The sequence below is a fragment of the Hydrogenophaga sp. genome (assembly GCF_050250835.1).
Lineage (GTDB): Bacteria > Pseudomonadota > Gammaproteobacteria > Burkholderiales > Burkholderiaceae_C > Hydrogenophaga.
This window is the reverse complement of the sequence record NZ_JBFWNX010000003.1, coordinates 224,640-251,631: the sequence shown is the minus strand read 5'-3', so window position 1 is coordinate 251,631 and position 26,992 is coordinate 224,640. Positions and strand designations below refer to the sequence as shown.

General features: G+C 66.0%; 27 protein-coding genes. 12 read left to right on the top strand and 15 right to left on the bottom strand.

All coding sequences use genetic code 11. The features are described from left to right. Positions 1–3: 3 nt before the first annotated feature. Positions 4–2,418 (top strand): adenosylcobalamin-dependent ribonucleoside-diphosphate reductase, encoded by a 2,415-nt coding sequence (locus tag AB7F11_RS06285; RefSeq protein WP_428290845.1) that lies wholly within the window; start codon positions 4–6, stop codon positions 2,416–2,418. Between the two features lie 95 nt (positions 2,419–2,513). On the opposite strand, the gene AB7F11_RS06280 is transcribed toward AB7F11_RS06285, so the two are convergent. The 3 genes from AB7F11_RS06280 to AB7F11_RS06270 are packed head-to-tail and all read right to left on the bottom strand — an operon-like array spanning position 2,514 to position 5,483. Then, complete coding sequence (locus AB7F11_RS06280; protein ID WP_428290844.1) at positions 2,514–3,215, bottom strand: fumarylacetoacetate hydrolase family protein; 702 nt, start codon at positions 3,213–3,215, stop codon at positions 2,514–2,516. Further along, positions 3,212–4,270 carry a cupin domain-containing protein gene (locus AB7F11_RS06275; protein ID WP_428290843.1) on the bottom strand — a complete coding sequence of 353 codons (1,059 nt, stop codon included), beginning with the start codon at positions 4,268–4,270 and terminating at the stop codon, positions 3,212–3,214. Before AB7F11_RS06275 ends, AB7F11_RS06280 begins: the two co-directional genes overlap by 4 nt. Before the next feature lie 10 nt (positions 4,271–4,280). Further along, the gene (locus AB7F11_RS06270; protein ID WP_428299895.1) at positions 4,281–5,483 is read right to left on the bottom strand and encodes a 3-hydroxybenzoate 6-monooxygenase; all 1,203 of its coding nucleotides are present in this window, start codon (positions 5,481–5,483) and stop codon (positions 4,281–4,283) included. 114 nt (positions 5,484–5,597) lie between these two features. On the opposite strand from AB7F11_RS06270, the gene AB7F11_RS06265 reads away from it, so the two are divergent. After that, a complete protein-coding gene (locus AB7F11_RS06265) occupies positions 5,598–6,074 on the top strand; it encodes a MarR family winged helix-turn-helix transcriptional regulator (protein ID WP_428290841.1) in 477 nt (158 codons plus the stop codon). Between the two features lie 10 nt (positions 6,075–6,084). Here the strand turns inward: AB7F11_RS06265 and AB7F11_RS06260 are convergent, their stop codons facing one another. Further along, on the bottom strand, positions 6,085–6,972 hold the full coding sequence (locus tag AB7F11_RS06260) for an alpha/beta fold hydrolase (RefSeq protein ID WP_428299896.1): 888 nt from the start codon (positions 6,970–6,972) through the stop codon (positions 6,085–6,087). A 58-nt stretch (positions 6,973–7,030) separates the two neighbouring features. Beyond that, positions 7,031–7,633 carry a TetR/AcrR family transcriptional regulator gene (locus AB7F11_RS06255; RefSeq protein WP_428291035.1) on the bottom strand — a complete coding sequence of 201 codons (603 nt, stop codon included), beginning with the start codon at positions 7,631–7,633 and terminating at the stop codon, positions 7,031–7,033. A gap of 112 nt (positions 7,634–7,745) precedes the next feature. Here AB7F11_RS06255 and AB7F11_RS06250 point away from each other — a divergent pair, with 112 nt between their 5' ends. Both AB7F11_RS06250 and AB7F11_RS06245 read left to right on the top strand, forming a co-directional pair. Next, the gene (locus AB7F11_RS06250; protein WP_428291036.1) at positions 7,746–8,246 is read left to right on the top strand and encodes a pyridoxamine 5'-phosphate oxidase family protein; all 501 of its coding nucleotides are present in this window, start codon (positions 7,746–7,748) and stop codon (positions 8,244–8,246) included. Beyond that, a complete protein-coding gene (locus AB7F11_RS06245) occupies positions 8,243–9,592 on the top strand; it encodes a GAF domain-containing protein (RefSeq protein ID WP_428291037.1) in 1,350 nt (449 codons plus the stop codon). Before AB7F11_RS06250 ends, AB7F11_RS06245 begins: the two co-directional genes overlap by 4 nt. 9 nt (positions 9,593–9,601) lie before the next feature. On the opposite strand, the gene AB7F11_RS06240 is transcribed toward AB7F11_RS06245, so the two are convergent. The 6 genes from AB7F11_RS06240 to AB7F11_RS06215 form a co-directional block, all read right to left on the bottom strand. Further along, positions 9,602–10,345 (bottom strand): hemerythrin domain-containing protein, encoded by a 744-nt coding sequence (locus AB7F11_RS06240; RefSeq protein WP_428291038.1) that lies wholly within the window; start codon positions 10,343–10,345, stop codon positions 9,602–9,604. Positions 10,346–10,512: 167 nt separating this feature from the next. Further along, complete coding sequence (gene arfB, locus AB7F11_RS06235) at positions 10,513–10,920, bottom strand: alternative ribosome rescue aminoacyl-tRNA hydrolase ArfB (protein ID WP_428291039.1); 408 nt, start codon at positions 10,918–10,920, stop codon at positions 10,513–10,515. A 31-nt stretch (positions 10,921–10,951) separates the two neighbouring features. Then, on the bottom strand, positions 10,952–11,488 hold the full coding sequence (locus AB7F11_RS06230) for a cytochrome b/b6 domain-containing protein (protein WP_428291040.1): 537 nt from the start codon (positions 11,486–11,488) through the stop codon (positions 10,952–10,954). Then, entirely contained in the window at positions 11,485–11,691 is a 207-nt protein-coding gene (locus tag AB7F11_RS06225) for a PepSY domain-containing protein (protein ID WP_428291062.1), read from the bottom strand. Before AB7F11_RS06225 ends, AB7F11_RS06230 begins: the two co-directional genes overlap by 4 nt. 171 nt (positions 11,692–11,862) lie before the next feature. Next, the gene (gene eutC / locus AB7F11_RS06220; RefSeq protein WP_428291041.1) at positions 11,863–12,645 is read right to left on the bottom strand and encodes an ethanolamine ammonia-lyase subunit EutC; all 783 of its coding nucleotides are present in this window, start codon (positions 12,643–12,645) and stop codon (positions 11,863–11,865) included. Next, entirely contained in the window at positions 12,642–14,057 is a 1,416-nt protein-coding gene (locus tag AB7F11_RS06215; protein ID WP_428291042.1) for an ethanolamine ammonia-lyase subunit EutB, read from the bottom strand. Before AB7F11_RS06215 ends, eutC begins: the two co-directional genes overlap by 4 nt. 41 nt (positions 14,058–14,098) lie before the next feature. On the opposite strand from AB7F11_RS06215, the gene mnmA reads away from it, so the two are divergent. Both mnmA and AB7F11_RS06205 read left to right on the top strand, forming a co-directional pair. After that, positions 14,099–15,250, top strand: a complete 1,152-nt coding sequence (gene mnmA / locus AB7F11_RS06210; RefSeq protein ID WP_428291043.1) for a tRNA 2-thiouridine(34) synthase MnmA — start codon at positions 14,099–14,101, stop codon at positions 15,248–15,250. 97 nt (positions 15,251–15,347) lie between these two features. Beyond that, complete coding sequence (locus AB7F11_RS06205; protein WP_428291044.1) at positions 15,348–15,779, top strand: YciI family protein; 432 nt, start codon at positions 15,348–15,350, stop codon at positions 15,777–15,779. On the opposite strand, the gene AB7F11_RS06200 is transcribed toward AB7F11_RS06205, so the two are convergent. Together AB7F11_RS06200 and AB7F11_RS06195 are read right to left on the bottom strand one after the other, a co-directional pair. Further along, positions 15,776–17,128: a DUF3422 family protein gene (locus AB7F11_RS06200; RefSeq protein WP_428291045.1), complete on the bottom strand. Its 1,353-nt coding sequence runs from the start codon at positions 17,126–17,128 to the stop codon at positions 15,776–15,778. The genes AB7F11_RS06205 and AB7F11_RS06200 overlap by 4 nt on opposite strands. Continuing rightward, on the bottom strand, positions 17,125–17,631 hold the full coding sequence (locus AB7F11_RS06195; RefSeq protein WP_428291046.1) for an NUDIX hydrolase: 507 nt from the start codon (positions 17,629–17,631) through the stop codon (positions 17,125–17,127). The genes AB7F11_RS06200 and AB7F11_RS06195 overlap by 4 nt, the downstream gene beginning before the upstream one ends. A gap of 102 nt (positions 17,632–17,733) precedes the next feature. Here AB7F11_RS06195 and AB7F11_RS06190 point away from each other — a divergent pair, with 102 nt between their 5' ends. The 6 genes from AB7F11_RS06190 to AB7F11_RS06165 all read left to right on the top strand — a co-directional run bounded on the left by AB7F11_RS06190 (position 17,734) and on the right by AB7F11_RS06165 (position 24,225). Continuing rightward, entirely contained in the window at positions 17,734–18,867 is a 1,134-nt protein-coding gene (locus tag AB7F11_RS06190; RefSeq protein ID WP_428291047.1) for an NAD(P) transhydrogenase subunit alpha, read from the top strand. Beyond that, positions 18,864–19,226 carry an aspartate 1-decarboxylase gene (gene panD, locus AB7F11_RS06185; protein WP_428291048.1) on the top strand — a complete coding sequence of 121 codons (363 nt, stop codon included), beginning with the start codon at positions 18,864–18,866 and terminating at the stop codon, positions 19,224–19,226. Before AB7F11_RS06190 ends, panD begins: the two co-directional genes overlap by 4 nt. Before the next feature lie 15 nt (positions 19,227–19,241). Next, positions 19,242–19,568 (top strand): NAD(P) transhydrogenase subunit alpha, encoded by a 327-nt coding sequence (locus tag AB7F11_RS06180; protein WP_086125749.1) that lies wholly within the window; start codon positions 19,242–19,244, stop codon positions 19,566–19,568. Next, positions 19,565–20,989 carry an NAD(P)(+) transhydrogenase (Re/Si-specific) subunit beta gene (locus tag AB7F11_RS06175; protein ID WP_428291049.1) on the top strand — a complete coding sequence of 475 codons (1,425 nt, stop codon included), beginning with the start codon at positions 19,565–19,567 and terminating at the stop codon, positions 20,987–20,989. The genes AB7F11_RS06180 and AB7F11_RS06175 overlap by 4 nt, the downstream gene beginning before the upstream one ends. A 795-nt stretch (positions 20,990–21,784) precedes the next feature. Further along, the gene (locus AB7F11_RS06170) at positions 21,785–23,473 is read left to right on the top strand and encodes a long-chain-fatty-acid--CoA ligase (RefSeq protein ID WP_428291050.1); all 1,689 of its coding nucleotides are present in this window, start codon (positions 21,785–21,787) and stop codon (positions 23,471–23,473) included. Next, on the top strand, positions 23,473–24,225 hold the full coding sequence (locus AB7F11_RS06165) for a 5'-methylthioadenosine/adenosylhomocysteine nucleosidase (protein WP_428291051.1): 753 nt from the start codon (positions 23,473–23,475) through the stop codon (positions 24,223–24,225). The genes AB7F11_RS06170 and AB7F11_RS06165 overlap by 1 nt, the downstream gene beginning before the upstream one ends. A 4-nt stretch (positions 24,226–24,229) precedes the next feature. On the opposite strand, the gene corA is transcribed toward AB7F11_RS06165, so the two are convergent. Both corA and AB7F11_RS06155 read right to left on the bottom strand, forming a co-directional pair. After that, positions 24,230–25,216 (bottom strand): magnesium/cobalt transporter CorA, encoded by a 987-nt coding sequence (gene corA, locus AB7F11_RS06160; protein ID WP_428291052.1) that lies wholly within the window; start codon positions 25,214–25,216, stop codon positions 24,230–24,232. Positions 25,217–25,398: 182 nt separating this feature from the next. After that, complete coding sequence (locus tag AB7F11_RS06155; RefSeq protein ID WP_428291053.1) at positions 25,399–26,676, bottom strand: patatin-like phospholipase family protein; 1,278 nt, start codon at positions 26,674–26,676, stop codon at positions 25,399–25,401. Positions 26,677–26,992 lie beyond the last annotated feature (316 nt).

Here is a 26,992-nt window from a genome sequence, read left to right as displayed (position 1 = left end):
CCCATGAAACGCGACGCCCTGAAATCCGGCCAGACCACCATCGGCCAGCAGCCGATCACCCTGGACGTGCTGAAAGAGAAATACCTCAAGGAAGGTGAGACCAGCGAGACCGACATCTACCGCCGCGTGGCGCGCGCCCTGGCCTCGGTGGAACCCGAAGCGGATCGCGCGCTCTGGGAACAGCGCTTCTTCGACAACCTGCAGGCCGGCGCCATCGGTGCCGGCCGCATCATGAGCGCGGCCGGCACTTCGATTCAGGCCACGCTCATCAACTGTTTCGTGCAACCGGTGGGCGACTGCATCCTGGGCGTGGACGAAGAGGGCTACCCGGGCATTTACGAAGCGCTGCGCGAAGCCGCCGAGACCATGCGCCGGGGCGGCGGCGTGGGCTACGACTTCTCGCGCATCCGCCCGCGCGGCGCCGCCGTCAAGACCATGGCGTCGCTGGCCTCCGGCCCGTGCAGCTACATCAACGTGTTCGATCAGTCGTGCGCCACGGTCGAGAGCGCGGGCGCGCGGCGCGGCGCCCAGATGGGCGTGCTGCGCATCGACCACCCCGACGTGATCGAGTTCATCACCGCCAAGCGCACACCCGGGCGCTGGAACAACTTCAACGTGTCGGTGGGCGTGAGCGATGCCTTCATGCGCGCACTGGCCGACGACCAGCCCTGGGACCTGGTGCACCGCGCCCGGCCCGGGGAGGCCCTGCTGGCCCAGGGCGCCCACCAGCGCGCCGACGGCCTGTGGGTCTACCGCAGCCTGAGCGCGAGCGAGCTGTGGGACACGGTGATGCGCTCCACCTACGATTTCGCCGAGCCCGGCATCCTGTTCCTCGACCACATCCAGCAGGACAACAACCTGCACTACTGCGAGACCATCGAGGCGACGAATCCTTGTGGTGAGCAGCCACTTCCCCCCTACGGGTGCTGCGATCTCGGTCCTGTCATCCTGCCGCGCTTCGTGCGCCACCCTTTCGGCTTCGGCGGTCTGCCAAGCTTCGACTTCGAGGCCTTCGACGCGGCCGTGGCGCTGCAGGTGCGCGCGCTCGACAACGTGCTCGACGTGACCTTCTGGCCGCTGCCGCAGCAGCGCGAAGAGTCGGCGGCCAAGCGGCGCATCGGTGTGGGGTTCACCGGCATGGGCAATGCGCTGGCCATGCTGTGTGTGCGTTATGACCGCGCCGAGGGCCGCACGCTGGCGGCACAGATCGCCGAGCGAATGCGCGATGCGGCTTACGCCGCTTCGGTGGCACTGGCGCAGGAGAAAGGCGCGTTCCCGAAGTTCGACGCCGACGGCTACCTGGCCGGGGGCACCTTCGCCAGCCGGCTGCCCGAGGAGTTGCGCACCGCGATCCGCACCCACGGCATCCGCAACAGCCACCTGCTCTCCATCGCGCCCACCGGCAACGTCAGCCTGGCATTTGCCGACAACGCCTCCAACGGCATCGAGCCACCTTTTTCCTGGATGTACCGGCGCAAGAAGCGCGAGGCCGATGGCAGCACCATCGACTATGCGGTGGAAGACCACGCCTGGCGTCTCTACCGCGAGCTGGGTGGCGACGTGGCACAGCTGCCCGAGTACTTCGTGAGCGCGTTGTCCATGCCGGCGGCGGATCACCTGGCCATGATGGAGGCGGTGCAGCCTTTCGTGGACACGGCGATTTCCAAGACGGTGAACGTGCCGGCCGACTATCCCTACGACGACTTCAAGGACTTGTACCAGCAGGCCTGGCGTGCGCGCCTCAAGGGGCTGGCCACCTACCGGCCCAATGCCATCCTGGGCTCGGTGCTCGATACCGGTGCGGTGTTCGAGACAGCGCCAGGTGGCGCCCCCGTGGACCCGATGCGCACCGTGATCGAGAGCCGACCCAAGGGCGCGCTGCCGGCGGTGGCCGACAAGATCGAGTACTGGACGCAGGAGGGTCACCAGACCCTGTACCTGCTGGTGTCCTTCATGCCGGTGCCCACTGCTGACGGATCGGGCACGGTCGAGCGCGCAATCGAGTTTTTCATGCCCGTGGGGCAGAGTGGCGAGTCGCAGCAGTGGGTTTCATCCAGCATGCGGCTGCTCTCGCTGGCCGCGCGCGGGGGCTTCCTCGAGCGCGCCCTGCGCGACATGCGCAAGGTGGTGTGGGACCGGGGCCCCGTGCGCATGGGCACGCACCAGAAGGCCGACGGCACGCACGTGCCCATGTGGCACGACTCGGTGGTGGCGGCCATTGCCTACGCGGTGCAGACGTTGATTGCGCAGCGTGCAGGCGTCACGTCGGTGGCCTTGCCCGCCGCCCCGGTGGTGGTGGAAGCCGTGCCGGGCCTGATGCCGGGCAAGAAGTGCAGCGAGTGCGGTGCACATGCCGTGATCCGCAGGGACGGCTGCGATTACTGCACGCAGTGCGGCCATCTCGGCGTGTGCGGGTGAACACGGAGTTGCGCTCCCTGTCGCAGCGCCTGCTGTTCGTCTTCGCCGGTATCGAGCTGCCCGATGACGCCACCGAACTCCAGGTCCCTCGGGTTTCAGGCCGGCGGTCCGACGGTCAGCGCGACTTCGCCCACGCCTTCCACGCGCCCTGCGATGCGGTCGCCCGGTAGCACCGCGCCCACGCCCTCGGGTGTGCCGGTGTAGATCAGGTCGCCTGGCTGCAGGTGGTAGAAGAGCGAGAGGTCAGCGACGATTTCGCGGACGTTCCAGATCAGCTTGTCCACGTCGGACTTCTGCTTCACCTCGCCGTTGACCGAGAGTTCGATGGCGCCGCGCTCGATCACCACCCCGGGCATGGGCACGATCTCGCTGCACACGGAACTGTCCTCCACGTCCTTGCCCAGGTCCCAGGGGCGGCCCTTGTCGCGCGCCACCAGTTGCAGGTCGCGCCGCGTCATGTCCAGGCCACTGGCGTAGCCGTAGACGAGTTCGTGCGCATCTTCGGCTTTCACTCGAAAGCCCGGCTTGCCAATGGCCACGACCAGTTCCATCTCGAAGTGGTAGTTGCCGGTCTCGCTCGGGTAGGGCGTGGTCTCGCCCGAGAGCGTGAGCGTCTGCGGCGCCTTGGTGAAGTAGAACGGCCGCTCGACGGATTTGTCGACCGGCCTGCCCATCTCCACGGCGTGTGCGTGGTAGTTGCGGCCCACGAAGAACAGGCGGTGGATGGGAAACAGCTCGCTGCGGCCCCGCACGGGCAGGGCGGGAGTGGGGCCGGGGGGAAAGAGATAGGTGGTCATGGCATGTGGGGCTGGTTGTCAGGGCGCACTTCGTACACGCCGAGCTTGCGGTGCAGTGGCGACTCGTCGGCCACGAAGAAAAATGCGGGCGTGTCGGCGGATGTGTTGGTGAGGGTGATCGCGGTGTAGCCGGGAATGCAGCAGGTGTCGGCCTCGGCGAGGTCGAAGGCTTGCGCGTCGGTGGCCATGCGAGCGCGGCCTTCGATGGCGTGGAACACCACGGCGGGCGAGCGGGCAGGGAGTTTCAAGGACTGCCCTGGTCGCAGCATGAGCGCGTGGAAGCCCAGGATGTTTTCCGCATCCTCGCCGGTTTCGGGGTTCACGTAGGTCACCTGCACGGCGTCAAGTTCGGGACGATCGCTGGCGAGCGCGATCAATGCGGCCCTCGCATCGGCCCATGGATAGCGCAACATGGGGTAGCGCTTGCCGCTGCGGCCGAACACAGGGGTGGGCACCACGCCCCCACGTGCATAGGCCCGGTCGCCCCGGCCGGGGATGACGTCCTGGCGCGAGCCGTTGAGGTGGTAGCTCACCTCCAGGTGGTAGGCCAGCGGCAGGTCCAGCACATCGAGCCAGATCACCGGGTCGGTTCCGTCGTGACCATGCTCGTGCCACAGGCCGGTGGGTGTGAGGATCAGGTCGCCGCGCTGCATGGGGCACTTCTCCCCATCCACAGTGGTCCAGGCGCCTTCGCCTTCCACCACCATGCGCACCGCGTTGGGCGTGTGGCGGTGGCTGGGCGCCCACTCGCCCGGCAGCAGCAACTGCATGCCCAGGTACATGGCCGCGCTGGCCTGCATCTTCTCCAGCGTGTGGCCAGGGTTGGCCAGCACCAGCACGCGGCGTTCCGCCTTCTCGATGGGTGTGAGCTCGCCCGCTCTGAGCAGCAAGGGCTTGATGGTCTGGTAGGGCCAGTGCGTCGCCTGTGTCTGGCGCGTGGGGATCTTCGGTGGCAGCACGCCGCGCAGGCTTGGCCACAGGGGCACCAGGTTGTGCGCGCGCAGTTCGGCCACGTAATCGGCGGGCAGGTCTTCGAGTCGTCCGAGATCGGTCATGGGAATTCCTTCAATGGGGGGCCAGGCAGTTCTCGACGTTCCAGCCGTAGAGCCATTCCATGGCGTCATAGAAGCGCTCGGCTGGTCGGCCGCGCCAGAGGTCGTTGCGCACCAGGCGTTCCACACCCTGGGCGTGGTAGATGCGGCCCATCTCCCGCGAACTCAGCACGATGCGCGCCGTGCGCGCCACACGCGAGCGCTGGTAGAGATCAAAGGCTTTCTCGAAGTTGTTGGCGTTGGCACGCAGCGCCTCGCCCAGCGTCACGGCATCCTCAATGGCCATGCACGCGCCTTGGGCCATGTACTGCGTGGTCGGATGGGCCGCGTCGCCCAGCAGCGTGACCCGGGCGTAGCTCCACTGGCCAATGGGTTCGCGGTCGGCAGTGGCCCAGCGCTTCCAGCTTTTGGGCAGGTCGATGAGCTGGCGCGCCCTGGGGCAGATGCCCTGGAAGTAACTCTGCACCTCCTCCTTGCTCCCCTCGGTCACCCCCCATGCTTCCTTCTGGCGGCTGTGGAAGGTCACCACCACGTTGTACTGTTCGCCGCCGCGCAGTGGGTAGTGCACCAGGTGGCAGTTCGGGCCGACCCAGATGCTGGCTGCGTTCCACTGAAGATCTTCCGGAAAATCCGCCTTGTCGACCACGGCGCGGTAGACCACATGGCCTGTCACGCGCGCCTCGTCGCCCACGTACTGTTGGCGCACCACCGACTTCACACCGTCCGCACCGATCAAGGCCAGGCCCCGGTGGGTGTTGCCTTGCTGGTCGTGCGCGGTCACACCCTGTGCGTCCTGCTCGATGCGTTCCACCCGGGTGGAGGTCAGAAACGCCACCCGGCCACTCGCCTGCGCGCCTTCGAGCAGAGAGAGGTGGGCATCGGCGCGGTGGATCACCGCATAGGGATTGCCAAAGCGCTGGCGGAATGCCTCGCCGGTGGGGATTTTGCCGACCTGGTATTCGTCCAGGGCGTCGTGCATCACCATGAAGTCGGTGTACACGGCGCGCTTGCGAGCCTGTTCGCCTACGCCCAGCGCGTCGAAGGCGTGAAAGGCGTTGGGGCCGAGTTGCATGCCGGCCCCGATCTCGCCGATGGCGGGCGACTGTTCCAGCACCTTGACGCGAAAACCCTGGCGCACCAGGGCCAGGGCCGCCGCCAGGCCACCGATGCCGCCACCGGCCACGAGCACGGGAAGATCTGGAAGGGTCGTGTTCATGCCTGTCTCCTGGTTTATAGGTCGCATACTAATGATCAGTACACTGATTGTAAATGTGGTGCCGTGTGTTCTGCAAGCCCCTGTCAGCACCAGACTTCCCGATAATTGCACCTCATGAAGCGCAGCCCACCTCCCGCCGTCGACATCGACGACCAGCCAGGCCACAACATCCGGCGCCTGCACCAGATCTCGGTGGGCATCTTTCTCCAGGAACTGGGCGAGCTGGGGATTACCCCCGTGCAATACGCGGCCTTGCAGACCGTGGGCAACCATCCTGGCATCGACCAGCGCACGCTGGCACGCGCCATCGCGCTGGACACCTCCACCACGGGCGGCGTGGTCGACCGGCTGGAAGCGCGCGGCTGGCTGGAGCGAAGGACTTCACCTGAAGACCGGCGCGCCCGCCAGCTCATGCTGACGGACACCGGCCAGCGCCTGTTGACCGACGCGGTGCCCGCGATGCTGCGCGCGCAAGACCAGATCCTGGGGCCTCTGAGCGAGCGTCAGCGCGGTGAATTCATGAAGCTGCTGCGCCTGCTGGTGAACACCAACAACGAACACAGCCGCGCGCCCAGCGAGGCCATGAAGTGAGTGCGGACGCTCAAGCCCGCGCGTGTGCGACCACCGCCGCCAGCACCTGCTCGTCGCGCAGCAGCCGGGTGTGGCCCAGGCCACAGGTTTCGAGCAAGCGCGCACCCGGGATGGCATTGCGGTAGGTCTCGGCGTCGGCGAAACGGTTGATGCGGTCTTCCCGGTCGTGCACGATCAGGGTGGCCGCCGACACGCGCGGCCCCACCGATTCGGGTTCGAACTGCCGCATCAGGATGCCTTCGCGCGCTTCCACCCGCTGCTGCATGCGGGTGCGCGTGCGTTCGCTCAGGCCGAACACATGGGCGAACAGGCGCGTGTATTCGTGCGGGGAGGCAGGCGGTGCCAGCAGCACCAGCCGTTTCACCGGCAGACCTCGCGCGGCCGCAAAGGCCAGGGCATTCGCTGCCAGCGAGTGCGCCACCACCGTGCCCACGTCGTGTCCCTGTTGGTGCAGGCGAGCCGTGAGGTACTCGATGGCACGGGCAAACTGCGGCAGGTTGCTGGTGCCGCCCAGGCTCTTGCCATGCGCCGGCAGGTCCACCAGCATCGGGCGCAGCCCCTGGGCCGCCAGGGCCTCGGCCAGTGGCAACATCTGCGCGGCGTGACCCCCCCAGCCGTGAAACAGCAGCACCACCGGCCCATGCGGCGCGGGTGGCGGCTGGTACAGCGTGATGCTGGCCTGCTCGAAGGCCCACGGAGTGGCCTGCCAGCCGGCCAGCGCCGTGGAACGGCGGTGCAGCCACTTGGGTGGCAGCGGCGTACCAAACAACCGGTAGGCGCCGCGCACCGCCAGCGCGGGCCAAAGGCGTTCGGACAGGCCCAGTGCCCACCTCAGCCAGCGCGTGCCCACGCTGGCCTGGTAGTAGTTGGAGGCGGTCTGCAAGGGAACGGTGCTCATGGGTTTCTCCATTAATCGCACAATCGTGCGAAATTGTGGCAAAAAAACGAAGGCGTGCTCAGGTCTCGTAGGTCCGGACCAGGCGCGTCCAGGTGGCTTCGGCCCGTTCGGCGGCTCTCGGGTCGCGCAGGAAGCGGACGTCGTGGACCAACCCGATCATCAGGCTGCAGATCTCGCCCACCAGCTGTTCGGGATCGGTATCGGGCTGAAGGTGGCCGGCCTCGATGGCCTGCAGCACCGTGCGGCGCAACGCCGCACGCCACCGGGTGACCTCACCCAGCAGCAATTCGCGCAATTCACCCTCGCGGTCGTCCAGTTCGAAGGCGCCCGAGGTGTAGAGACAACCGGTGTGGGCCTCCACCTCCCGCAACCGGGCCAGCCAGCGCCGCACGATGTCGCTCAGGCGCGGCAGACCCTTGGGCACCTGCATGGCCGGCACAAACACGTCGGCAATGAAGCGGCGGCCAAACTCCTCGATCACGGCCTTCTGCAAGGCTTCGCGCGAACCCACGCGAGAAAACACGCCGCTCTTGGACACGCCAATGCGGTCCGCCACCGCTTGAAGCGTGATCGCTTCCAGTCCTTCTGACGCAGCCAGATCCAGCGCCGCGCCAACAATGGCGACGCGGGTCATCTCGCTTTTCTGGGTTTTGGCGTCCATGCGGCGGACTTTAGCACAATCGTGCGAAAAAATGGGGTGGATGTGGCACGATGCTCTCTTGGCCGAAATCGGGTCGCTGGCTATGATTCCCCGGCGATTTGCCTCACCCACCGTGGCCCCACCCCGAACCCCGTCTCCTCTGCCCGCCGACTTCCTGGCCATGATGGTGCGGGGCGTGTCGGTGATCGTGAGCGCTGCCGACCGCGACCTGGTGCCCAGCGTGATGCGCGCCGTTGGCAGCCAGGTGCATGGGGCGGGCGAACGCATCACGGTCTACCTCAACCGGTCACAGTCGGTGCAACTGCTGCGCAACGTGGCGGCCACCAACCGGCTGGCGGTGGTTTTCAGCGAACCCAGCACGCACCGCACGGTGCAGCTCAAGGCGCGTGGCGTGCGAATCAGGGAGGCTGAGGCGTCGGACACGCCTGCCCTGGAGCGGTACCTGGGCTCGATGACGGTCGAGCTCGGCAAGATCGGCATCGGTCCAGCCCTGGTCGCTGCCATGCTGGCGCATCGGCTCGAAGACGTGGTGGCGATCGAGTTTGCACCCGAAGAAGCCTTCGACCAGACGCCGGGCCCGCGCGCCGGCCAACCGATCGCGAGGGCTTCGTGAACACGGTTGATCTGGTCGAAGTACGCCCGTGCCTGGAGGGCGTCATCCCCGCCATCATGGCCACCTGCGCGCTCGACGGCACGCCCAACGTGGCCTACATATCGCAGGTGTTCTTTGTGGACGACCGGCATGTGGCGCTGTCGTTCCAGTTCTTCAACAAGACGCGCCAGAACCTCATGGCCAACCCGCGCTCCACCGTGCTGTTGCTCCACCCGTTGACCGCGCGCTTCTACCGCCTGCACCTGCGCTACCTGCGGACCGAGGAATCCGGCGCGGTGTTCGAGAGCATGAAGGCACAACTGGCCAGCATCGCGTCGCACAGCGGCATGAGCGGCATCTTCCGGCTGCTCGGCTCGGACATCCACGAGGTGATGGAGGTGGAGCGGGTGGAAGGCGACCCGCTGCCAGACCCGCCCGCACGCTGCAGCATGCTGGGCGTGCTGCGTCGCGGCAGTGTGCGGCTGGCCCAATGCGACTCGCTGGGCGCCTTGCTGGACGAGACCATGAACACCCTGGGCGAGGACCTGGGCATCGACCACGCGATGCTGCTCATTCTGGATCCCGCCACCCAACGCCTGTACACCGTGGCCAGCCGGGGCTACCCGTGGTCGGGCGTGGGCTCGGAGATCGCGCTGGGCGATGGGGTCATCGGGGTGGCTGCGCGCGAGCGCACACCGGTGCGCATCATGCACATGACCAGCGCCTATCTCTACAGCCGCGCCATGCGCGAAAGCCTGCCCGGCGGCGCGGTCTCATTGCCGGGCACCGACATTCCCTATCCCGGCCTGAGCGAACCCCACAGCCAGCTCGCCGTGCCCTTGCTCTCGGGCGGCCAGTTGATGGGCGTGCTGTTTGTGGAGAGCCCGCAGGACATGCGGTTCGGCTACGAAGACGAAGACCTGCTGGTCACGCTGGCGGGGCAACTGGCCGCCGCCATCGACCTGATGCAGGAAAGCGCCGATCCCCCGGTGCTGGCCCCGCCCCGGACAGATCCAGCGCCAGTGCCGCACAAGGGCGGGCCTGCGCTGCGCGTGCGCCACTACCGGAGCAACCACAGCGTATTTGTCAACGACACCTACCTCATCAAAGGCGTGGCCGGTGCCATCCTCTGGAAACTGCTGCAGGACCGCCAGCGGCTCGGCCGCAGCGAATTCACCAACCGGGAACTGCGGCTGGACCCCGCCTTGCGCCTGCCCGACGTGGCCGACAACCTCGAAGCACGCCTCCTGCTGCTGCACCGCCGCCTGGGCGAACAGTGTCCGCAGTTGCGCATCCAGAAAACCGGGCGCGGCTGCTTTCGTTTCGAGGCGTCGGCCGCGGTGGTGCTGGAGGACGTGGCGACCTGAGCGTGCCGATCAGGCGGTGGCAAGACCCGGCGTGGCTGGTATGGCCAGCCCGCGTGCAAGCTTGGCCCAGTCCCGATCGTTCAGATGCGGGCGCACCGTGTCCAGCACCGCCTGGAATGCATCGGCGGGCGCGCCCTGGCGCATGCCGCCCAGCATGGCCAGGCGTTCCTGAGCGTTCAGATGAGGCACCATCCAGCGAGCCACCAGCATCATTTCTGCCGGCGCGATGGATGTCACCAGCGCTTCGTGCACCGCAAGGAGTTCCAGGTCTGTATAGGCGTTCCAGAGGGCGCCGTTGTGCACGGTCTCCTCGACGTGCATGTGCCGGAAATTGTCCGCAACGAACAGTGACAGCGTCAGATACAGCGCCCGCAACGCGGTCTCACGTTCCTCGGCAGGGCAGGCCAGCAGGCCCTGGGTGGCGTCCCGCAGATGGGCGATGTGGTGCAGGTGGCCCACGTGATCTTGCGCCACCTCGGCACACACGCCGGGACAGCGGGCTTCGAGAGCCGGATGCACGAAGTTGTTCTCATGTGCCACGTGCGACGCGCAAAGCACCAGCAACTCGTCGACAAAGGCCACGGTGCGCGCAAGATCCTCGGCATCGTCGGGGTCGGTCTGACCCAGGGCTTTGAGTGCGTCGGACATGAAGGCGCGCAGCGCTTTGTGGATGTCGGCGTAGAGGTTGAACCGGCCCTGTCCGGCGCGAGCAGCGGCGGCGACATGGGCGATTTCCAGGGCATGAGATTGCATGGTGAGGATTCCTTCTTGAGCGGGCCGGACCCGCCTGTCTCGGGGTTGGCGGCTGCGCCCCATGCGCCGCCTGCCATGAAGAGAAGTCTAGGAATCCAGGCGCAGCTTCGCCGCTAAATAGCGCTTAAAGGAATCGTAAAAAGACCTTAAGCACGCAAAACCTGGGGCTATCCATCCAGATGGCGCACGCTGCCGCGCAATTGCTTCACCTGCGAACGCGTGGCCTTGCCTTCCAGCCGCCGCTGCTTTGAGCCGAAGCTGGGTTGGGTCTGCTTGCGCGCCTTGGGCGGGGCCGCCACGCTGTCCACCATCGCCTGAAGGCGCTCCAGGGCATCGGCCTTGTTCTGTTCGAGGCTGCGGCTGGACTGCGCCTTGATCACGACCACGCCCTCGGTGGTGATGCGCTGGTCGCTCAAGGCCAGCAGGCGGGCACGCACCGCCTCTGGCAGCGACGAGCCGTGGATGGCAAAGCGAAGGTGAACCGCGTTGGAGACCTTGTTCACGTTCTGGCCACCCGCGCCCTGGGCGCGGATGGCAGTGAACTCCACCTCGGCGGGATCGACACGAACGGACATGGCCGCAGTGTGCCATGCGTGTGCCGCTGGCTCAGTAGCGCTCTTTCGTGCCGGTCACCATCGCCTTGACGAGTCGCGTGCGTTCGATGCGGCCCATCACCCATGCCGCTGCCGCGTGCAGTCCGACCATCGGCAACAACCAGTCGGCCAGCCCTTCGTGCAGTTCTTCCACCCAGTTCACACCCCAGAAGGTGTCGGTGGTCTGCATCCAGCCGGTCAGGCCCAGGCACAGCACCATCGCCATCAAACCCAGCACCATCAGGCCTCCCAGCGGGTTGTGGCCCCAGTGATGCTCGGGCTCCCCGCGCAACAGCGCGCGCACGTGCCGTGCGAGCCGGGCTGGCGTGGGGAAGAAGTCGGCAAAGCGCGCATGCCGCGGCCCGACGAAGCCCCACAGCACGCGCACGCCCACCCATGCTGAGGCCGCGTAGCCCAGCCATTGGTGCAGAGCCTCGTCGTCGTCGATCACGAAGAGGTTGAGCAGCACGCAGGTCACCAGCGACCAGTGAAAAACCCGCACCAGCGGATCCCAGACCCGCTGCGATTCGGTGACGGCGCCGGCGTTCACTTTTGTTCCAGCGCCTTGCCGCTGACCGGGTCGAAGTAGATCTCGACCTTCTTGCCCGCCTTGTCGGTACCGTAGATTTCGTAGCAGTTGCCTTTGGTGACCTTGAAGTTCTTGATGCGGTAGCCCTGCGCTTCAAGGTCCTTCTTGAAGGCGGCTTCCGGTTTCCAGCCTTCCCTGGGTGCGGTGCAGGTGGGAGACGCCATGGCGGTGCCGACGGCTGCGATCAGACAGGTGGAGAGAACGAGGGATTTCACGAGAAGGTTCCTTTGCAATGAAACCCGCGAAAGGTTGCGGGCGAAGGCATTGCAGCGTCCCAGCTTGAAGTGAACCTTAAGCCGGGTTGTGACCAATGTGAACAGAGGTAACGCGCCTCGTCACGCTGGCGGCAGCGCATCCGATGTGCCGTCGGTCTCGTCCTTGAGGCCGATGCCACTTTGCTCGCGTTGACGGGCCAGCGCCAGCAGGGTGTGCAGGCGCTCGGCGGCACGCGCGGGTGTCAGGCCCGCATCGCGCACGTTGGAAATGCAGTTGCGTTCTGCATCCGTGCGCCCCACACGCGGCGCCCAGGTGAAATAGATGCCCAGGCTGTCGGGCGAGCTCAAGCCAGGCCGTTCGCCAATCAGCACGACCACGGTGCGCGCTTGCAGGCGTTCGCCAATCTCATCGCCAATGGCCACGCGGCCTTGGGTCACCAGGGCCACCGGCGCAATGCGCCAGTCCTGACGAGGGTCTGCCCGCAGACGGTACAGCAGTTCGGCCATCAGCGTGGCGGCGTGGCGCATCACCGCCAGCGGCGAGAGGCCGTCGGCGATCACAAAGGCCAGGTCGGGCGATGGTTTGGGTCGGGGCAAACCACACAGCGACTGGCGCGAGGCGTCGGCCAGTCGGCGCCCCAGGTCGGGTCGCTGGAGGTAAGTGGCACGGTCGGGAGCTGCACTGTGCAGGCGCATGGTTTGCAGGCCCAGCGTGTGCAGCTCGACGGCCAGGCCCGCGGGGTCGAATGCCAGATGCACGGCGTCGCGCGCCTGGGCGTGAGCGAGCTGAAAAGCCAGGTGCGCCGCCGTGGGCAGGCTGTTCCCGGCACGCCCGAGCGCGATGCGCGCATCCGTGAAGCGCCGCAGGCCGCTCCACGTGGCGGGGACCACGGGTTCGCTCATGGCGCTGTCAACCGCGCAATGGCGGGTGCGAAGGCGGCTGGCAAGGCGCTGGACAGCCGCAGGCGCTCGCCGGGCTCGGTCACGCCCATGCGCTGCAACCACGCCTCGAACTCGGGCGCGGGCCGCAGATCGAGCAGTTCGCGCATCGCCAGCGCATCGTGAAACGAGGTGCTCTGGTAGTTGAGCATGATGTCGTCCGCGCCCGGTACGCCCATGATGAAGTTGACGCCTGCGGTACACAGCAGCGTGAGCAAGGCGTCCATGTCGTCGGCATCGGCTTCGGCGTGGTTGGTGAAGCACACATCGCAGCCCATGGGCAGTCCCAGCAGCTTGCCGCAGAAATGGTCTTCCAGGCCCGCGCGCAGGATCTGCTTGCCGTCGTACAGGTACTCCGGCCCGATGAAGCCCACCACCGTGTTGACCAGCAGCGGCTGGAAATGCCGGGCCACCGCATAGGCGCGCGCTTCGGTGGTCTGCTGGTCGCAGCCGTGGTGAGCGCCGGCCGACAGCGCGCTGCCCTGGCCGGTCTCGAAATACATCACATGTTCGCCGCGCCCGCCGTCGTCTTCGAACACCGTGCCGCGCCGCAGGGAAAGCGCGGCCGCCTGCGCCTCGGCCAGCAGCGCGAGGTCGATGCCGAAACTCCGGTTGGCGGCTTCGGTGCCAGCGATGGACTGGAACACCAGATCCACCGGCGCGCCGCGCCCCATCGCCGCCAGCGTGTTCGTCACGTGGGTGAGCACACAGCTCTGCGCAGGCATGCCGTAGTGGGCGATCAGTTCGTCGAGCATGGCCAGCAGGCGCATGACCTGCGGCACGTTGTCGGTCGCCGGGTTGATGCCGATCACCGCATCGCCGCTGCCGTGCAGCAGGCCATCGAGCAGGCTGGCCGCAATCCCGGCGAGGTCGTCGGTCGGGTGGTTGGGCTGGAGCCGTGTGGCGAGCCGCCCGGGCAGGCCGAGCGTGCTGCGAAAACGCGTGACCACGCGGCACTTGCGCGCGATCAGGGTCAGGTCTTGCACGCGGCAGAGCTTGCTCGTTGCGGCCACCATCTCGGGTGTGAGGCCAGGCGCGAGCGCGGTGAGCGAGGCCGTGTCTGCTGCGTCACCCAGCAGCCAGTTCCGGAAATCGCCCACCGTGAGGTGCGCCACCGCTGAGAAGGCTTCGGCGTCGTGCGTGTCCATGATCAGGCGCGTGACTTCGTCGCCTTCGTAGGGCACCACCGCCTCGGTCAGGAAATGGGTCAGCGGCAGATCGGCGAGCGCCATCTGTGCTGCCACGCGCTCCTGGGCGTTGCGCGCGGCCACGCCAGCGAGCTGGTCGCCCGATCGCAGGGGCGAGGCGCACGCCATCAGCGTGCGCAGGTCGGCGAACGCGAATCGCTCCGTGCCGACCGTGTGGTGAAAGCCCATGAGGCGCACTGTAAACCGCACGGCGCTGGGATAATCGCCCGATGGCAAGCAAACAGCGCGTGGTGGTCGGGTTGAGCGGAGGCGTGGACTCCGCAGTGAGTGCGCACCTGCTCAAGGAGCAGGGGTACGAAGTCATCGGCATCTTCATGAAGAACTGGGAAGATGACGACGACAGCGAATACTGTTCGACGCGGCAGGATTTTCTGGACGCCGCCAGCGTGGCCGACGTGCTGGGCATCGACATCGAGCACGTGAATTTTGCGGCCGAATACAAGGACCGGGTGTTCGCCGAGTTCCTGCGCGAATACCAGGCGGGGCGCACGCCCAATCCCGACATCCTCTGCAATGCCGAGATCAAATTCAAGGCCTTCCTGGATCACGCCATGCGCCTGGGCGCAGAGAAGATCGCCACTGGCCACTACGCCCGCGTGCGCGAGCGCCACGGCGCTTTCGAGCTGCTCAAGGGCATGGACCCGCTGAAGGATCAGAGCTATTTCCTGCACCGGCTCAACCAGGCGCAACTGTCCAGAACCCTGTTTCCGGTGGGTGAGCTGCCCAAGACCGAGGTGCGCCGCATCGCCGCCGAGATCGGCCTGCCCAATGCGAAGAAGAAGGACTCCACGGGCATCTGTTTTATCGGCGAGCGACCATTCCGCGATTTCCTCAACCGCTACATCGCGAAGGAGCCGGGCCCGATCAAGGATGCCAAGGGTCGCGTGCTGGGCCAGCACGTGGGCCTGAGCTTCTACACGCTCGGTCAGCGCCAGGGACTGGGCATTGGTGGCGTGCGCGAGAAGGGCGCGCAAAAGGGCGGCAACGACCACGCGCCCTGGTTCGTGGCGCGCAAGGACATCGAAAAAAACACCCTGTGGGTGGTGCAGGGCCACGACCACCCCTGGCTGCTCACGCCGCACCTGCGCGCCCAGGACGCGAGCTGGGTGGCCGGCCACGCACCCGATTCAGGGGACCTGGCCGCCAAGACGCGCTACCGCCAGGCCGACGCGCCCTGCCACTTCCACGCCCAGGGCGCTGCCGGCTTCGCGCTGGAGTTCGCCGACCTGCAATGGGCCGTGACGCCCGGGCAGAGCGCCGTGCTCTACGACGGTGAGGTCTGCCTGGGCGGCGGCGTGATCACGACCAGCGCCGAGTCGCCGCGTGAGGGCGTCAGAACTGCTGCGCTGTTGCAGGCTTAGGGCCTGTTCGCGGTCGGTCGATTTCTGCGCCGCCCGTTCGTCGTGTCTTCAGGGCCGGCGAATCGTCGTTCGGCTCCCCACTTGAAGGAGAAACGAGATGCGTGTGATGGTGATCGTGAAAGCCACCCCATCGTCTGAATCGGGCTTGATGCCTCGCACCGAAGACATGGCGGCCATGGGCGAGTTCAACGAGGAGCTCATGAAAGCGGGCGTGCTGGTGTCCGGCGACGGGCTGCACCCCAGCGTGCGCGGCAAACGCGTGCGCTTCTCAGGCCCCGGCCGCTCCGTGATCGACGGGCCGTTTCCACAGACCCAGGAGCTGGTGGCCGGTTTCTGGATCTGGCAGGTGAAGTCCCTCGATGACGCGGTGCAATGGGTGAAGCGCTGTCCCAACCCGATGCCCGAAGATTCCGAGATCGAGATCCGTCCGATGTTCGAGGCCGAGGACTTCGGCGAGGCCTACACCCCCGAACTCCGCGCCCAGGAAGACCGGCTTCGCGCCGACCTGAACCAGGCCGCAGATTCCTAGGGCTTGTCTGCCGATGCGCCCAGCCGGGCGTGAATCCGCCGGGTGGCGCGCCACACCACCCACAGCACGACCGGGATCAGGGCGCCGGCGGCGATTTCCGGATGGATGGGCAGCCCGGCTGCCTTGCCTGCCTTTGCCAGGTAGAGCAGCAGGCTGACCACGTAGTACGAGATGGCAGCGATGGACAGGCCTTCCACCGTGGTCTGCAAATGCAGTTGCAATTCCTGGCCGCGCGTGAGCTTGGCCAGCAGTTGCTGGTTCTGCGCTTCGGTGACGATGTCCACCCGCGTGCGCAGCAAGGCGCTGGCTCGCGAGATGCGTTCCGACAGTGAGGTGAGTCGCTGCGCGCTGGCCGCCACCGTGGCCATGGCCGGCGACAGGCGGCGCTGCATGAACTCGCCCAGGGTCTGGGTGCCTGGAATGGGCTTCTCGCGCAACTCGGCGATGCGTTGCGTGACGAGAGCGTCGTAGGCGCGCGTGGCACCGAAGCGGTAGGTGTTCTCGGCGGTGGCGCGCTCCACGCCGGCTGCGAGCGAAATCAACTGGTCCAGCAAGGCCTGTTCGGAAGCCGACTTGTTCTCCATCTGCGCGGTGATGCCGGCGAGCTGCGCCTCGGCTTGCGCCAGCGTGGGCGAGAGCGCCTTGGCGACCGGTAGGCCGCGCAGCGCCATGAGACGGTAGGTTTCCAGTTCCAGCAGGCGTTGCGAGATGCGTCCGGCGCGTGTGTCGCTGGTGCCGGGTGGGGTGAGCACCAGCAGGTGCTCGAAACCTGAGGGCTGGAGATGGAAGTCGGTCACCGCCCAGGAGTGGCCGCCACCGAGCTGAGACGCCACCACGTTGCGGCCGCCAAACCACCGCTGTGCAGCCCCCATCAGCCGGGCTTGCGCCTCGGGCGTGGCCTCGGGCAGTTCGGTCTGCAGCATCGCGAGCTGGATGGCCGCCACGGTGCGCCCGGGAATCTCGCCCAGCCAGCCTGATGGTGTGACCAGGCCGTCCTGCAACCGCGGATCGCTCGCACCCAGGCCAGCATCCTCGGGCAATGGTTGCACGATGGAGTAGCGGGTGAACTCGGTGTGGCGCTCCCACTTCAGGGTGTGTTCACCAAGACGCAGCCGCAGGAAATTGCCGCGCATCTGTTCGGGCGTGAGCCCTTGCTGGCCAGGCAGGCGGCGCAGGTGCTCGCATTCCTGCTCCCGGCTCACGCCTTCGTTGAGCACGGCGACAAACACCACCAGCGCCGGCAGCCGGATGCGGGCAGACGGGCGCGCATGCACCTCGTTGTGCAGCTCCTCGCGCAAGGCGTCGTTGGGCGGCAGCACGCGCAAGGCTTGGTCGGTGTTTGCATTCATCCGGGGGTCCCCCGCGCCGACAGCACCGAAGCATCGGTCTGTATCAGGTCCAGCGGGAAGCGCTGCCCCGCCAGGTGGTCTTCCATGCAGCGCAGCACCAGCGGGCTTCGGTGGCGAGCGGCGCTGGCGCGGACTTCATCGGGCGTCAACCAGAGGGTGCGCACGATGCCGGTGTCCAGCGTGCGCCCCGCCACCACATCGCCCAGGTCGCCGCAGAAGGCAAAGCGCAGGTAGGTCACGTCTTCTGCCGCCCGGCCCTCGTTCGCCGCCCGCTGGAAGCGCGAGAGGTAGACGCCTACCAGCGCGGTGGGCCGGAAGAGGTGGGTGGTTTCCTCCAGTGCCTCGCGGGCCACGCCCTCGGCAGGGCTTTCGCCGGGATCCAGGTGGCCGGCCGGGTTGTTCAGGCGCAGGCCCTCGGGCGTGTGCTCCTCCACCAGCAGGAAGCGCCCATCGCGCTCTATGACGGCGGCCACGGTGACGCTGGGTTTCCATCGGGTATCCATCGGCGCATTATCTGTGCCGGCGGCTGCCCCATGGGCCGACGGGCATGTTTCAGGTAAGCTCGCCCCGACTTTCATTCCAACCCCGTGAGTGAGGAGACCCTCATGCTGATAGGCGTTCCCGCTGAGACGACAGTGGGCGAAACCCGAGTGGCGGTCACGCCAGAGACGGCGAAGAAATACGTGGCGCAAGGCCACACGGTGCGGGTGCAGAGCGGCGCTGGTGTGGCCGCCAGCGCGCCCGACTCCGCCTACATGGCCGTGGGTGCCGAGATCACCGACGCTGCCGGCGCGCTGGGCTGCGAACTGGTGCTCAAGGTGCGCACGCCATTCGACAACGAGCTGGCCCTGATGCAATCCGGCGCGACCGTGGTCGGCATGCTCAATCCTTTTGATGCCGCCGGCCTGCAGCGCATGGCCAGTGCTGGCCTCACCGCCTTCGCACTGGAAGCCGCACCGCGCACCACGCGTGCGCAGAGCATGGACGTGCTGTCCTCGCAGGCGAACATTGCCGGCTACAAGGCCGTGATGCTGGCGGCCCACCACTACCAGCGCTTCTTCCCCATGCTCATGACGGCGGCGGGCACGGTCAAGGCCGCGCGCGTGGTGGTCCTGGGCGTGGGCGTGGCGGGCCTGCAGGCCATTGCGACTGCCAAGCGCCTGGGCGCGGTGATCGAGGCTTCCGACGTGCGCCCGAGCGTGAAGGAGCAGATCGAGTCGCTGGGCGGCAAGTTCATCGACGTGCCCTATGAAACGGCGGAAGAAAAGGAGGCGGCCGAAGGCGTCGGCGGCTATGCGCGGCCCATGCCGCCGAGCTGGCTGGAGCGCCAGAAGGCCGAGGTCGCCAAGCGCGTGGCGCTGGCCGATGTGGTCATCTCCACCGCGCTCATCCCGGGGCGCGCCGCGCCCGTTCTTGTCACCGAGGACATGGTCAAGTCCATGAAGCCGGGCAGCGTGATTGTGGACATCGCCGCCGGCAAGGGCGCCGGCGGTGTGGGGGGCAACTGCCCACTGACCGAGGCCGACAGGACCGTCGTCAAGCACGGTGTGACCCTGGTGGGCGAGACCAACCTGGCGGCCATGGTGGGTGCCGACGCCTCGGCGCTTTACGCGCGCAACGTGCTCGATTTCCTCAAGCTGGTGCTACCCAAAGACGCGACCGCGGTGCAAGTGCCGATGGACGACGACATCGTGGCGGCCTGCCTGATGACGCAGAACGGCGAGGTGAAGCGCAAATGAGCCGTGTGATGCTGCGCGCGAAACTGCACCGCGCCACCGTGACCGAGGCCGATCTGCACTATGAAGGCTCCTGTGGCATCGACGAAGACCTGCTGGATGCCGCCGACATGCGCGAGTACGAAAAGATCGAGCTCTACAACGTCAACAACGGTGAACGCTTCTCCACCTACATCATCAAGGCCGCCCGCGGTTCAGGTGCGATCTCGCTCAATGGAGCGGCCGCGCGCAAGGCGCATGTGGGCGACCTGCTGATCATCTGCACCTATGCCCCTATGGACGATGACGCCGTGCCTGGCTGGAAGCCCCGCGTGGTGCTGCTGGGCGAAGGCAACCGCATCAACGAGATCAAGAAAACCTGACGCGAGGAGATTCCCATGGAAGCCGTATCCCCGACCATTCTCAACCTCATCATCTTCGTGCTGGCCATCTACGTGGGCTACCACGTGGTGTGGAACGTCACCCCCGCTCTGCACACGCCGCTGATGGCGGTGACCAATGCCATCTCGGCGATCGTGATCGTGGGGGCCATGCTCGCCGCTGCGCTCACTGAGACCAACCTGGGCAAGACCATGGGCGTGCTGGCCGTGGCGCTGGCAGCGGTCAACGTGTTCGGCGGCTTCCTCGTCACACGGCGCATGCTGGAGATGTTCAAGAAGAAAGAACGGAAAGCACCGGCGGCCTCCGAAGGGGCTGCCAAATGAGCATGAACCTCGTCACGCTGCTGTACCTCGTTGCCAGCGTCTGTTTCATCCAGGCCTTGAAGGGCCTCTCGCATCCCACCACCTCCATTCGCGGCAACGTCTTCGGCATGACCGGCATGGCCATTGCCGTGCTCACCACCGCAGCGCTCATCGTCGAGCTCTCTGGCGGCAAGGCCGAAGGCATGGTCTGGGTGCTGGGTGGCCTTGTGGTGGGCGGCGCCACTGGCGCGATCATGGCCAACCGGGTCGAGATGACCAAGATGCCCGAGCTGGTGGCCTTCATGCACAGCATGATCGGCCTGGCGGCGGTGTGCATCGCCGTGGCCGTGGTGGCCGAGCCCTGGGCCTTTGCCATCGTGGCCAAGGGTGATCCGATTCCGGGCGGCAACCGCATCGAACTCGCGCTGGGCGCTTTCATTGGCGCGGTCACCTTCAGCGGTTCCGTGATTGCTTTCGGCAAGCTCTCGGGCAAGTACAAGTTCCGCCTGTTCCAGGGTGCGCCGGTCACCTTTGCCGGCCAGCACAAGCTGAACCTGCTGCTGGGCCTGGCCACCGTGTTCTTCATCTTCGGCTTCTGGCACTCGCAAAGCTGGATCGACATCGTGCTGGTGATCGCGCTCGGTTTCCTGCTCGGCGTGCTGATCATCATCCCCATCGGCGGTGCCGACATGCCGGTGGTGGTGTCCATGCTCAACAGCTATTCGGGCTGGGCGGCTGCGGGCATCGGCTTCAGCCTGAACAACTCCATGCTGATCATTGCGGGCTCGCTGGTGGGTTCCTCGGGCGCGATCCTGAGCTACATCATGTGCAAGGCCATGAACCGCTCTTTCTTCAACGTCATCCTGGGCGGTTTCGGTGGCGATGCCGCCGCCGCCGGTGGCGCGAAGGCCGAGGCAAGGCCCGTGAAGAGCGGCAGCGCCGACGACGCGGCCTTCGTGCTCGGCAACGCCGAGACGGTGGTGATCGTGCCGGGCTATGGCCTGGCGGTGGCGCGTGCGCAGCACGCCGTGAAGGAACTCGCGCACAAGCTCACCGAGAAGGGTGTCACCGTCAAGTACGCCATACACCCGGTGGCCGGGCGCATGCCGGGGCACATGAATGTGCTGCTGGCCGAGGCCGAGGTGCCGTACGACCAGGTCTTCGAGATGGAGGACATCAACGGCGAGTTCGGCCAGGCCGACGTGGCGATCATCCTGGGCGCCAACGACGTGGTGAATCCGGCTGCGCTGCAAAAGGGCAGCGCCATCTACGGCATGCCCATTCTGGAAGCCTACAAGGCCAAGACGGTGATCGTGAACAAGCGCAGCATGGCCGCAGGCTATGCCGGCCTGGACAACGAGCTGTTCTACATGGACAAGACCATGATGGTGTTCGGCGACGCGAAGAAGGTCGTCGAGGACATGACCAAGGCGATCGAGTAGCCACTGCGTAGCCCTGACCTCTATGGGGGCGGTGATGAACAAGTCGCCGTTGCCCTACTCGAGTTTTCCTGGAATGGCTCTTGGCTTGACAAGTGTCCGATGGGTTGATTCTGTTTTTTTTCATGCAACTGTGCTGAGGGTCGCTCACAGCAGCGCTCCACTGTTTCGGTCTCATCCATCAAGGACCACTAAAAAACTTGTCATCCAAGGAGTCAACGCACGATGCGATGTCCTGTTTGCACTAGGTTCGTATCACCTCACGCGGCTCACTGTGCGAATTGCGGAACGCCGTTCGATGGCGAGTGGGTTCCAGTCTCCAGAATCCACGGAATGCATCGAAAGCGAGGCCCAAAGTACTGGTTGTCGCTGCTGCTTGTTTTTGGCTCCTCCGTCTATTTCTTGGTAGTGACCTATGCAATCCTTGCGCTAAATTCGGCGGGGGGCGTGGGGTGGATTCTGCTTTTGGTAGATCCCTTTCTTGGATTTGCTTTCCCATCGTTCAGTGCGATGGCGATTGCGTTCGTCTCAATGACTTGCGGATGTTGGATGTGGTTTACGCTGCCGCTAGAGCGCTTGGCGTTGAGCGAAAAATAGTAAGTCGAGAAAATTTGACCTACTCGCGAGGTACTGCAACTGAGTGATTGCACATGCTTTTCTACCCCTTTCTACTTGCTTTGCAATCGAGACGGACCGGGGTGGAAGCGGCCTGTCAGAATCGCGGACGCGAGGCGTTAGTGCCCGAGCCAACCCTTTCGCCTTACGCATCGCGCCAACACGAAAACGAGGAGACCTGGAATGACCGACCCGACGGCACAACGTCCCTGGCTGAGCGCCTACCCCGAAGGGGTGCCGGCCGACATCGACGTGGCCCAGTACGACTCGCTTGTTCATCTGATGGAAGAGAGCTTCCAGAAGCACGCCGGCCGCACCGCCTACAGCTTCATGGGCAAGGACGTGAGCTTCGCGCAGACCGACAGCCTTTCGCAGGCATTCGCGGCCTACCTGCAGGGCAAAGGTCTGGTCAAGGGCGATCGCGTGGCGATCATGATGCCCAACGTGCCTCAGTACCCGGTGGCGGTGGCTGGCATCCTGCGCGCCGGCATGGTCGTGGTCAACGTCAACCCGCTGTACACGCCGCGCGAGCTGGAGCACCAGCTCAAGGACGCTGGCGCCAAGGCCATCGTGATCATCGAAAACTTTGCCCACACGCTGGAGCAATGCATCGCCAACACACCGGTCAAGCACGTGGTGCTCACCGCGATGGGCGATCAGCTGGGCCTGCTCAAGGGTGCGCTGGTGAACTACGTGGTGCGCAACGTCAAGAAGATGGTGCCCGCCTTCAACCTGCCGCAGGCGGTGCGCTTCAATGACGCCATTGCCAAGGGCACGCGCGGTGCGCTCAAGCGCCCCCAGATCAAGCCCGACGACATGGCCGTGCTGCAGTACACCGGTGGAACCACCGGTGTGAGCAAGGGGGCTGTGCTGCAGCACCGCAATGTGATCGCCAATGTGTTGCAGTCCGAGGCCTGGAACAACCCGGTGATGAAGCAGGTGCCGGCCGGCGAACAGCCCACCAGCGTGTGCGCGCTGCCGCTGTACCACATCTTCGCTTTCACGGTGAACATGATGCTGTCCATGCGCACGGGCGGCAAGACCATCCTCATTCCCAATCCGCGCGACCTGCCGGCGGTGCTCAAGGAACTGAGCAAGCACACCTTCCACAGCTTCCCCGCCGTCAATACGCTGTTCAACGGCCTGGCCAACCACCCGGACTTCAACACCGTCAACTGGCGCAACCTCAAAGTCTCGGTGGGCGGCGGCATGGCCGTGCAGAGCGCGGTGGCCAAGCTCTGGCTGGAGAAAACGGGTTGCCCCATCTGCGAAGGCTATGGGCTTTCGGAAACCAGCCCGTCGGCCAGCTGCAATCCCACCACCAGCACCGAATACAGCGGCACCATCGGCGTGCCGTTGCCCAACACCTGGATGAAGTGCCTCGACGACGACGGTGTGGAAGTGCCGCAGGGCCAGCCGGGTGAGATCGCCATCAAGGGGCCGCAGGTCATGGCCGGCTACTGGCAGCGCCCAGACGAGACCGCCAAGGTCATGACGGCCGATGGTTTCTTCAAGACCGGCGACGTGGGCGTGATGGATGCGCGCGGTTACTTCAGGATCGTGGACCGCAAGAAGGACATGGTGCTGGTGAGCGGCTTCAACGTCTACCCCAACGAGGTGGAAGACGTGGTGGCACAGCTTGACGGCGTGATGGAGTGCGCCGTGGTGGGTGTGCCTGACGACAAGTCGGGCGAGGCGGTCAAGCTGGTCATCGTGAAGAAGGACCCGGCCCTGACCGAGGCTCAGGTGCGCGACTACTGCAAGAGCAACCTCACTGGCTACAAGCAGCCCAAGGTGGTGGAATTTCGCACCGAACTACCGAAGACACCGGTGGGCAAGATCCTGCGGCGCGAACTGCGCGACAAAAAATAGTGGCCGGTCCCACCGCACTCGTCAGCGCGCTGCGCGAAGAGCTGGCCACAGTGCTCGGGCTCATGCCCGATGAGCAGCAGCAGGTTTTCGGTGGACGCACCTTCTGGCGTGGTCACCTGCATGGTCACGATGTGGTGGCCGTGCTCTCGGGCATCGGCAAGGTCGCTGCGGCCACCACCGCCACGGCGCTCATCGAGCGTTTCGGCGTGCAGCGCATCGTGTTCACCGGCGTGGCAGGCGGCCTCGCACCGGGCGTGCGGGTGGGCGACGTGGTGGTGGCGCGGCAGTTCCTTCAACACGACATGGACGCTTCGCCCATCTTCCCGCGCCACGAGGTGCCGGGCTATGGTCGCTCCACGTTCGATGCCGATGCCGCACTCACCGACCAGCTCGTTCGCGCCAGCGACATGGTGTTGAAAGACCTCCCGGCCCTGCTTGGCGACGAAGTGATGCGGACCTTCGACCTGCAATCGCCCCGCTGCCACCTGGGCCTGCTGCTCAGCGGAGACCGCTTTGTTTCGACCACTGCGGAGAGCGCTGCATTGCGCGAGGATCTGCCCACCGCATTGGCCGTGGAAATGGAGGGCGCGGCCTTTGCGCAGGTCTGCCACGACTACGGTGTGCCTCTGGCCGTGGTGCGCACCATTTCCGACCGCGCCGACGATGCGGCCCACGTGGACTTCCCACGCTTCCTGCATGAGGTGGCCAGCCGCTACAGCGGCGCCATCGTCGAGGCGCTGCTTCGAGGCTGAAGCGTTACCTCAACCATCCGCGCTTGCGGAAGTAGAGCATCGGTACGACGGCAGAAAGCACCATCAGCACCAGCGCCAGCGGGTATCCGTAGTGCCATTGCAGTTCGGGCATGAACGCGAAGTTCATGCCATAGCTGCTGGCCACCAGCGTGGGCGGCAGCAGCGAGACGCTGGCCACCGAGAAGATCTTGATGATCTTGTTCTGGTTGATGTTGATGAAACCGACCGTGGCGTCCATCAGGAAGTTGATCTTGTCGAACAGGAAAGCGGTGTGGCTGTCGAGGGAGTCGAGGTCGCGCAGGATCTGGCGTGCGTCTTCGAACTGCTCGGCGCTCAGCAGGCGGCTGCGCATCATGAAGCTGACCGCGCGTCGTGTGTCCATGACGTTGCGGCGAATGCGGCCCGACATGTCCTCGTGCCGCGCGATTGCCGACAGCGCCTCGCTCAGCAGATTGTCCGAAGCGTTGCTGTTGAGCACCTTCTTGCTCACGGTCTCGATCTCGTCGTAGATGTCTTCCAGCGTGTCGGCGCAGTACTCGGCGTCGGCGTCGAACAGCATGAGCAGAACGTCCTTGGCGTCTTCGATCAGCCCGGGCATGCGGCGTGCGCGCATGCGCAGCAGCCGGAATACCGGCACGTCTTCGTCGTGGATGGAGAACAGCACGCCCTTGCTCTTCAGGGTGTCGTTGTGCTCGTTGAGGATGAAGGCCACGCGAACCGCACGCGGGTCCTCATCGTCGTCAATCAGGAAGTCCGATCGAACGTGCAGTTCGCCGTTGTCTTCCTCGAAGAATCGTGCGGACTCCTCGATGTCCTCGTCCATCGCGTCTTCCGGGATGGACAGCCCGAAATGCTGCTTGACCCAGCGGCGCTCTTCGGGGGTGGGGTCTTCCAGGTCGACCCAGATGGGCTTGAATCGCGCGAGTTCTTCGAGCGATTCGATTTCTTCCTGGAACAGGCGGCCGTTGGCCAGGGTGAATACGTTGAGCATGGTCGCGCTCCCGGCGGTGGGTGATCTGACGAAGGGTGCTGCGGGCGGTGCTTTCAGCCGGCCGGCCGCCCGACCCAGGTGCCACGCGGCGCGCAGCGGTCAGACGATCGCGGGGACAGCTGAAAGCACACAACTGGGTGGCGTGCTTTCCATGAGGTGCTCCAAGTGAAGGACAGGGCGGATTATGGCACCGTGCCCTGCGGACCGAACGCCGCGGGCGTCCCAAAGAAGTTCATCAGGTCGTCCTTTTTGCGCCAGGCGTCGTGTTCGCCCAGCTCGATCAGGGCGTTCACGAAACCGGGCTCGAACAGCAGATAGCTCGCCAGAGCCGCCGCGCTGCCGGCCGCGCTGCGTTTCGTGTCCAGTGCGCCCAGGCCAGCCAGGGTGTTGCGCGTGGGTGCTGGCAGCTCGCGCATGTGTTTGTGGGCCAGTTCGTCCAGGGAGAAGCTGGGCTGGATGGACATCACGTCCACCGGCCGGTAGGGCAGTGCGGCCGCCAGCGCTGGAGGCAGCTGCGCCAGCGTCTGGCTCACGCGCTGGGTCTGTTCCACGTCCGCTTGCAGCGTGTCGTGAAACACGCTGGCCATGGCATGTCCGGCGATGGTGCCGGCCGTGGGTTCGCCCGTGCTGCGCGCGGCCATGCCCGCGCGCTGGGGCTGGCCCACCCCGATCACCAACACGCGGCGTGCGCCAAACTGAATCGCCGGGGACAGCGGGGAGAGCTGGCGCATCGAGCCATCGCCGAAATGCTCCTTGTGCCCGTCCACCCAGAGCGGTACGGCGGGAAACAGAAAAGGTATGGCGCTCGATGCCATCAGGTGCTCGATGGTGATGGGCTGGAAATCGGCGCGGCGACCCGGGCGGTGCCAGGGTTGCATCGGATGGTTGGGGCGGGTCTGGCAGAAGGTCCAGTGTTCGCCGGTGGTGTAGCTCGATGCGGTGACGCCCAGCACATGGATGATGCGCTGCGTCAGGGCTCGCTCCAGCGCCTCCAGGTCGATGGCGCGGTGCAGCGTGTCCACCAGCGGCAGCGTGTCGAGCAGCGCGCGGTGGCGGCGTACCTGGCGCGCCAGTGTCAGTCCGGCCACGATGCGGTTGGCGCGCACCCAGCCCGGGGCTTCAAGGCGGTACACCCGCTCCGATCGCAGCGCGCTCCAGAACGTGGCCAGGCGCGGCAGCGCCTCAAGACCGTGCACCGCCTGACTGGCCAGGTAGCTGGCGTTGAGCGCGCCGGCCGAGGTGCCAAACAGCCACTGGAAAGGAAAAGGCGGCGGCGGCGGGGCCGGCACGGCCCTGGCGGGCAGGCGAGCGGCCAGCATCGCGGCGATTGCCTTGAGCACGCCAGCCTGGTAGGCGGTGCGCGCTCCGCCGCCCATCAGTACCAGCGCGCAGGCGTCGGGTTGGGCGTCGGGTGTGGCGGGCAGCAGGGTGTTGTGGGTGATCAGGGTGTCGAGCGACAAGGGAATGGCCTTCCGGGATCGCCCGCAGTGGGCTGCCTATGCATGGACGAATTGCCCAAAATCATGACACATCCCACCCGCCCTTTCTGCCGCGAACGCCAGCTTCTGCTCCCCGGCGCCACCGGGTGGCGCGGGCGCGCAGACGGAGAGATGTGCGCCACCTCCCCCTGGGGGTATGAAAGCCCCTTTATTACATTCTTTGTTGGGATATCGGCTTGCGCCGAGCGCCTTTCATGGGCATAGTGGGTTCAAGACATCCCCGTGGCCGCAGGGGGTCTTGCCCCCGGCGGCTTGTGTCAACCCGGAGCAAATGGAG

Coding starts and splice junctions, on each gene's coding strand:
- AB7F11_RS06200 (WP_428291045.1), bottom strand. CDS start 17,128: ATGAATGCAAACACCGACCAAGCCTTGCGCGTGCTGCCGCCCAACGAC.
- mnmA (WP_428291043.1), top strand. CDS start 14,099: ATGGCAAGCAAACAGCGCGTGGTGGTCGGGTTGAGCGGAGGCGTGGAC.
- AB7F11_RS06190 (WP_428291047.1), top strand. CDS start 17,734: ATGCTGATAGGCGTTCCCGCTGAGACGACAGTGGGCGAAACCCGAGTG.
- AB7F11_RS06280 (WP_428290844.1), bottom strand. CDS start 3,215: ATGACCACCTATCTCTTTCCCCCCGGCCCCACTCCCGCCCTGCCCGTG.
- arfB (WP_428291039.1), bottom strand. CDS start 10,920: ATGTCCGTTCGTGTCGATCCCGCCGAGGTGGAGTTCACTGCCATCCGC.
- AB7F11_RS06215 (WP_428291042.1), bottom strand. CDS start 14,057: ATGGGCTTTCACCACACGGTCGGCACGGAGCGATTCGCGTTCGCCGAC.
- AB7F11_RS06270 (WP_428299895.1), bottom strand. CDS start 5,483: ATGAACACGACCCTTCCAGATCTTCCCGTGCTCGTGGCCGGTGGCGGC.
- AB7F11_RS06255 (WP_428291035.1), bottom strand. CDS start 7,633: ATGGACGCCAAAACCCAGAAAAGCGAGATGACCCGCGTCGCCATTGTT.
- AB7F11_RS06180 (WP_086125749.1), top strand. CDS start 19,242: ATGGAAGCCGTATCCCCGACCATTCTCAACCTCATCATCTTCGTGCTG.
- AB7F11_RS06170 (WP_428291050.1), top strand. CDS start 21,785: ATGACCGACCCGACGGCACAACGTCCCTGGCTGAGCGCCTACCCCGAA.
- AB7F11_RS06240 (WP_428291038.1), bottom strand. CDS start 10,345: ATGCAATCTCATGCCCTGGAAATCGCCCATGTCGCCGCCGCTGCTCGC.
- AB7F11_RS06195 (WP_428291046.1), bottom strand. CDS start 17,631: ATGGATACCCGATGGAAACCCAGCGTCACCGTGGCCGCCGTCATAGAG.
- AB7F11_RS06205 (WP_428291044.1), top strand. CDS start 15,348: ATGCGTGTGATGGTGATCGTGAAAGCCACCCCATCGTCTGAATCGGGC.
- AB7F11_RS06225 (WP_428291062.1), bottom strand. CDS start 11,691: ATGGCGTCTCCCACCTGCACCGCACCCAGGGAAGGCTGGAAACCGGAA.
- eutC (WP_428291041.1), bottom strand. CDS start 12,645: ATGAGCGAACCCGTGGTCCCCGCCACGTGGAGCGGCCTGCGGCGCTTC.
- AB7F11_RS06175 (WP_428291049.1), top strand. CDS start 19,565: ATGAGCATGAACCTCGTCACGCTGCTGTACCTCGTTGCCAGCGTCTGT.
- AB7F11_RS06275 (WP_428290843.1), bottom strand. CDS start 4,270: ATGACCGATCTCGGACGACTCGAAGACCTGCCCGCCGATTACGTGGCC.
- corA (WP_428291052.1), bottom strand. CDS start 25,216: ATGCTCAACGTATTCACCCTGGCCAACGGCCGCCTGTTCCAGGAAGAA.
- AB7F11_RS06265 (WP_428290841.1), top strand. CDS start 5,598: ATGAAGCGCAGCCCACCTCCCGCCGTCGACATCGACGACCAGCCAGGC.
- panD (WP_428291048.1), top strand. CDS start 18,864: ATGAGCCGTGTGATGCTGCGCGCGAAACTGCACCGCGCCACCGTGACC.
- AB7F11_RS06285 (WP_428290845.1), top strand. CDS start 4: ATGAAACGCGACGCCCTGAAATCCGGCCAGACCACCATCGGCCAGCAG.
- AB7F11_RS06260 (WP_428299896.1), bottom strand. CDS start 6,972: ATGAGCACCGTTCCCTTGCAGACCGCCTCCAACTACTACCAGGCCAGC.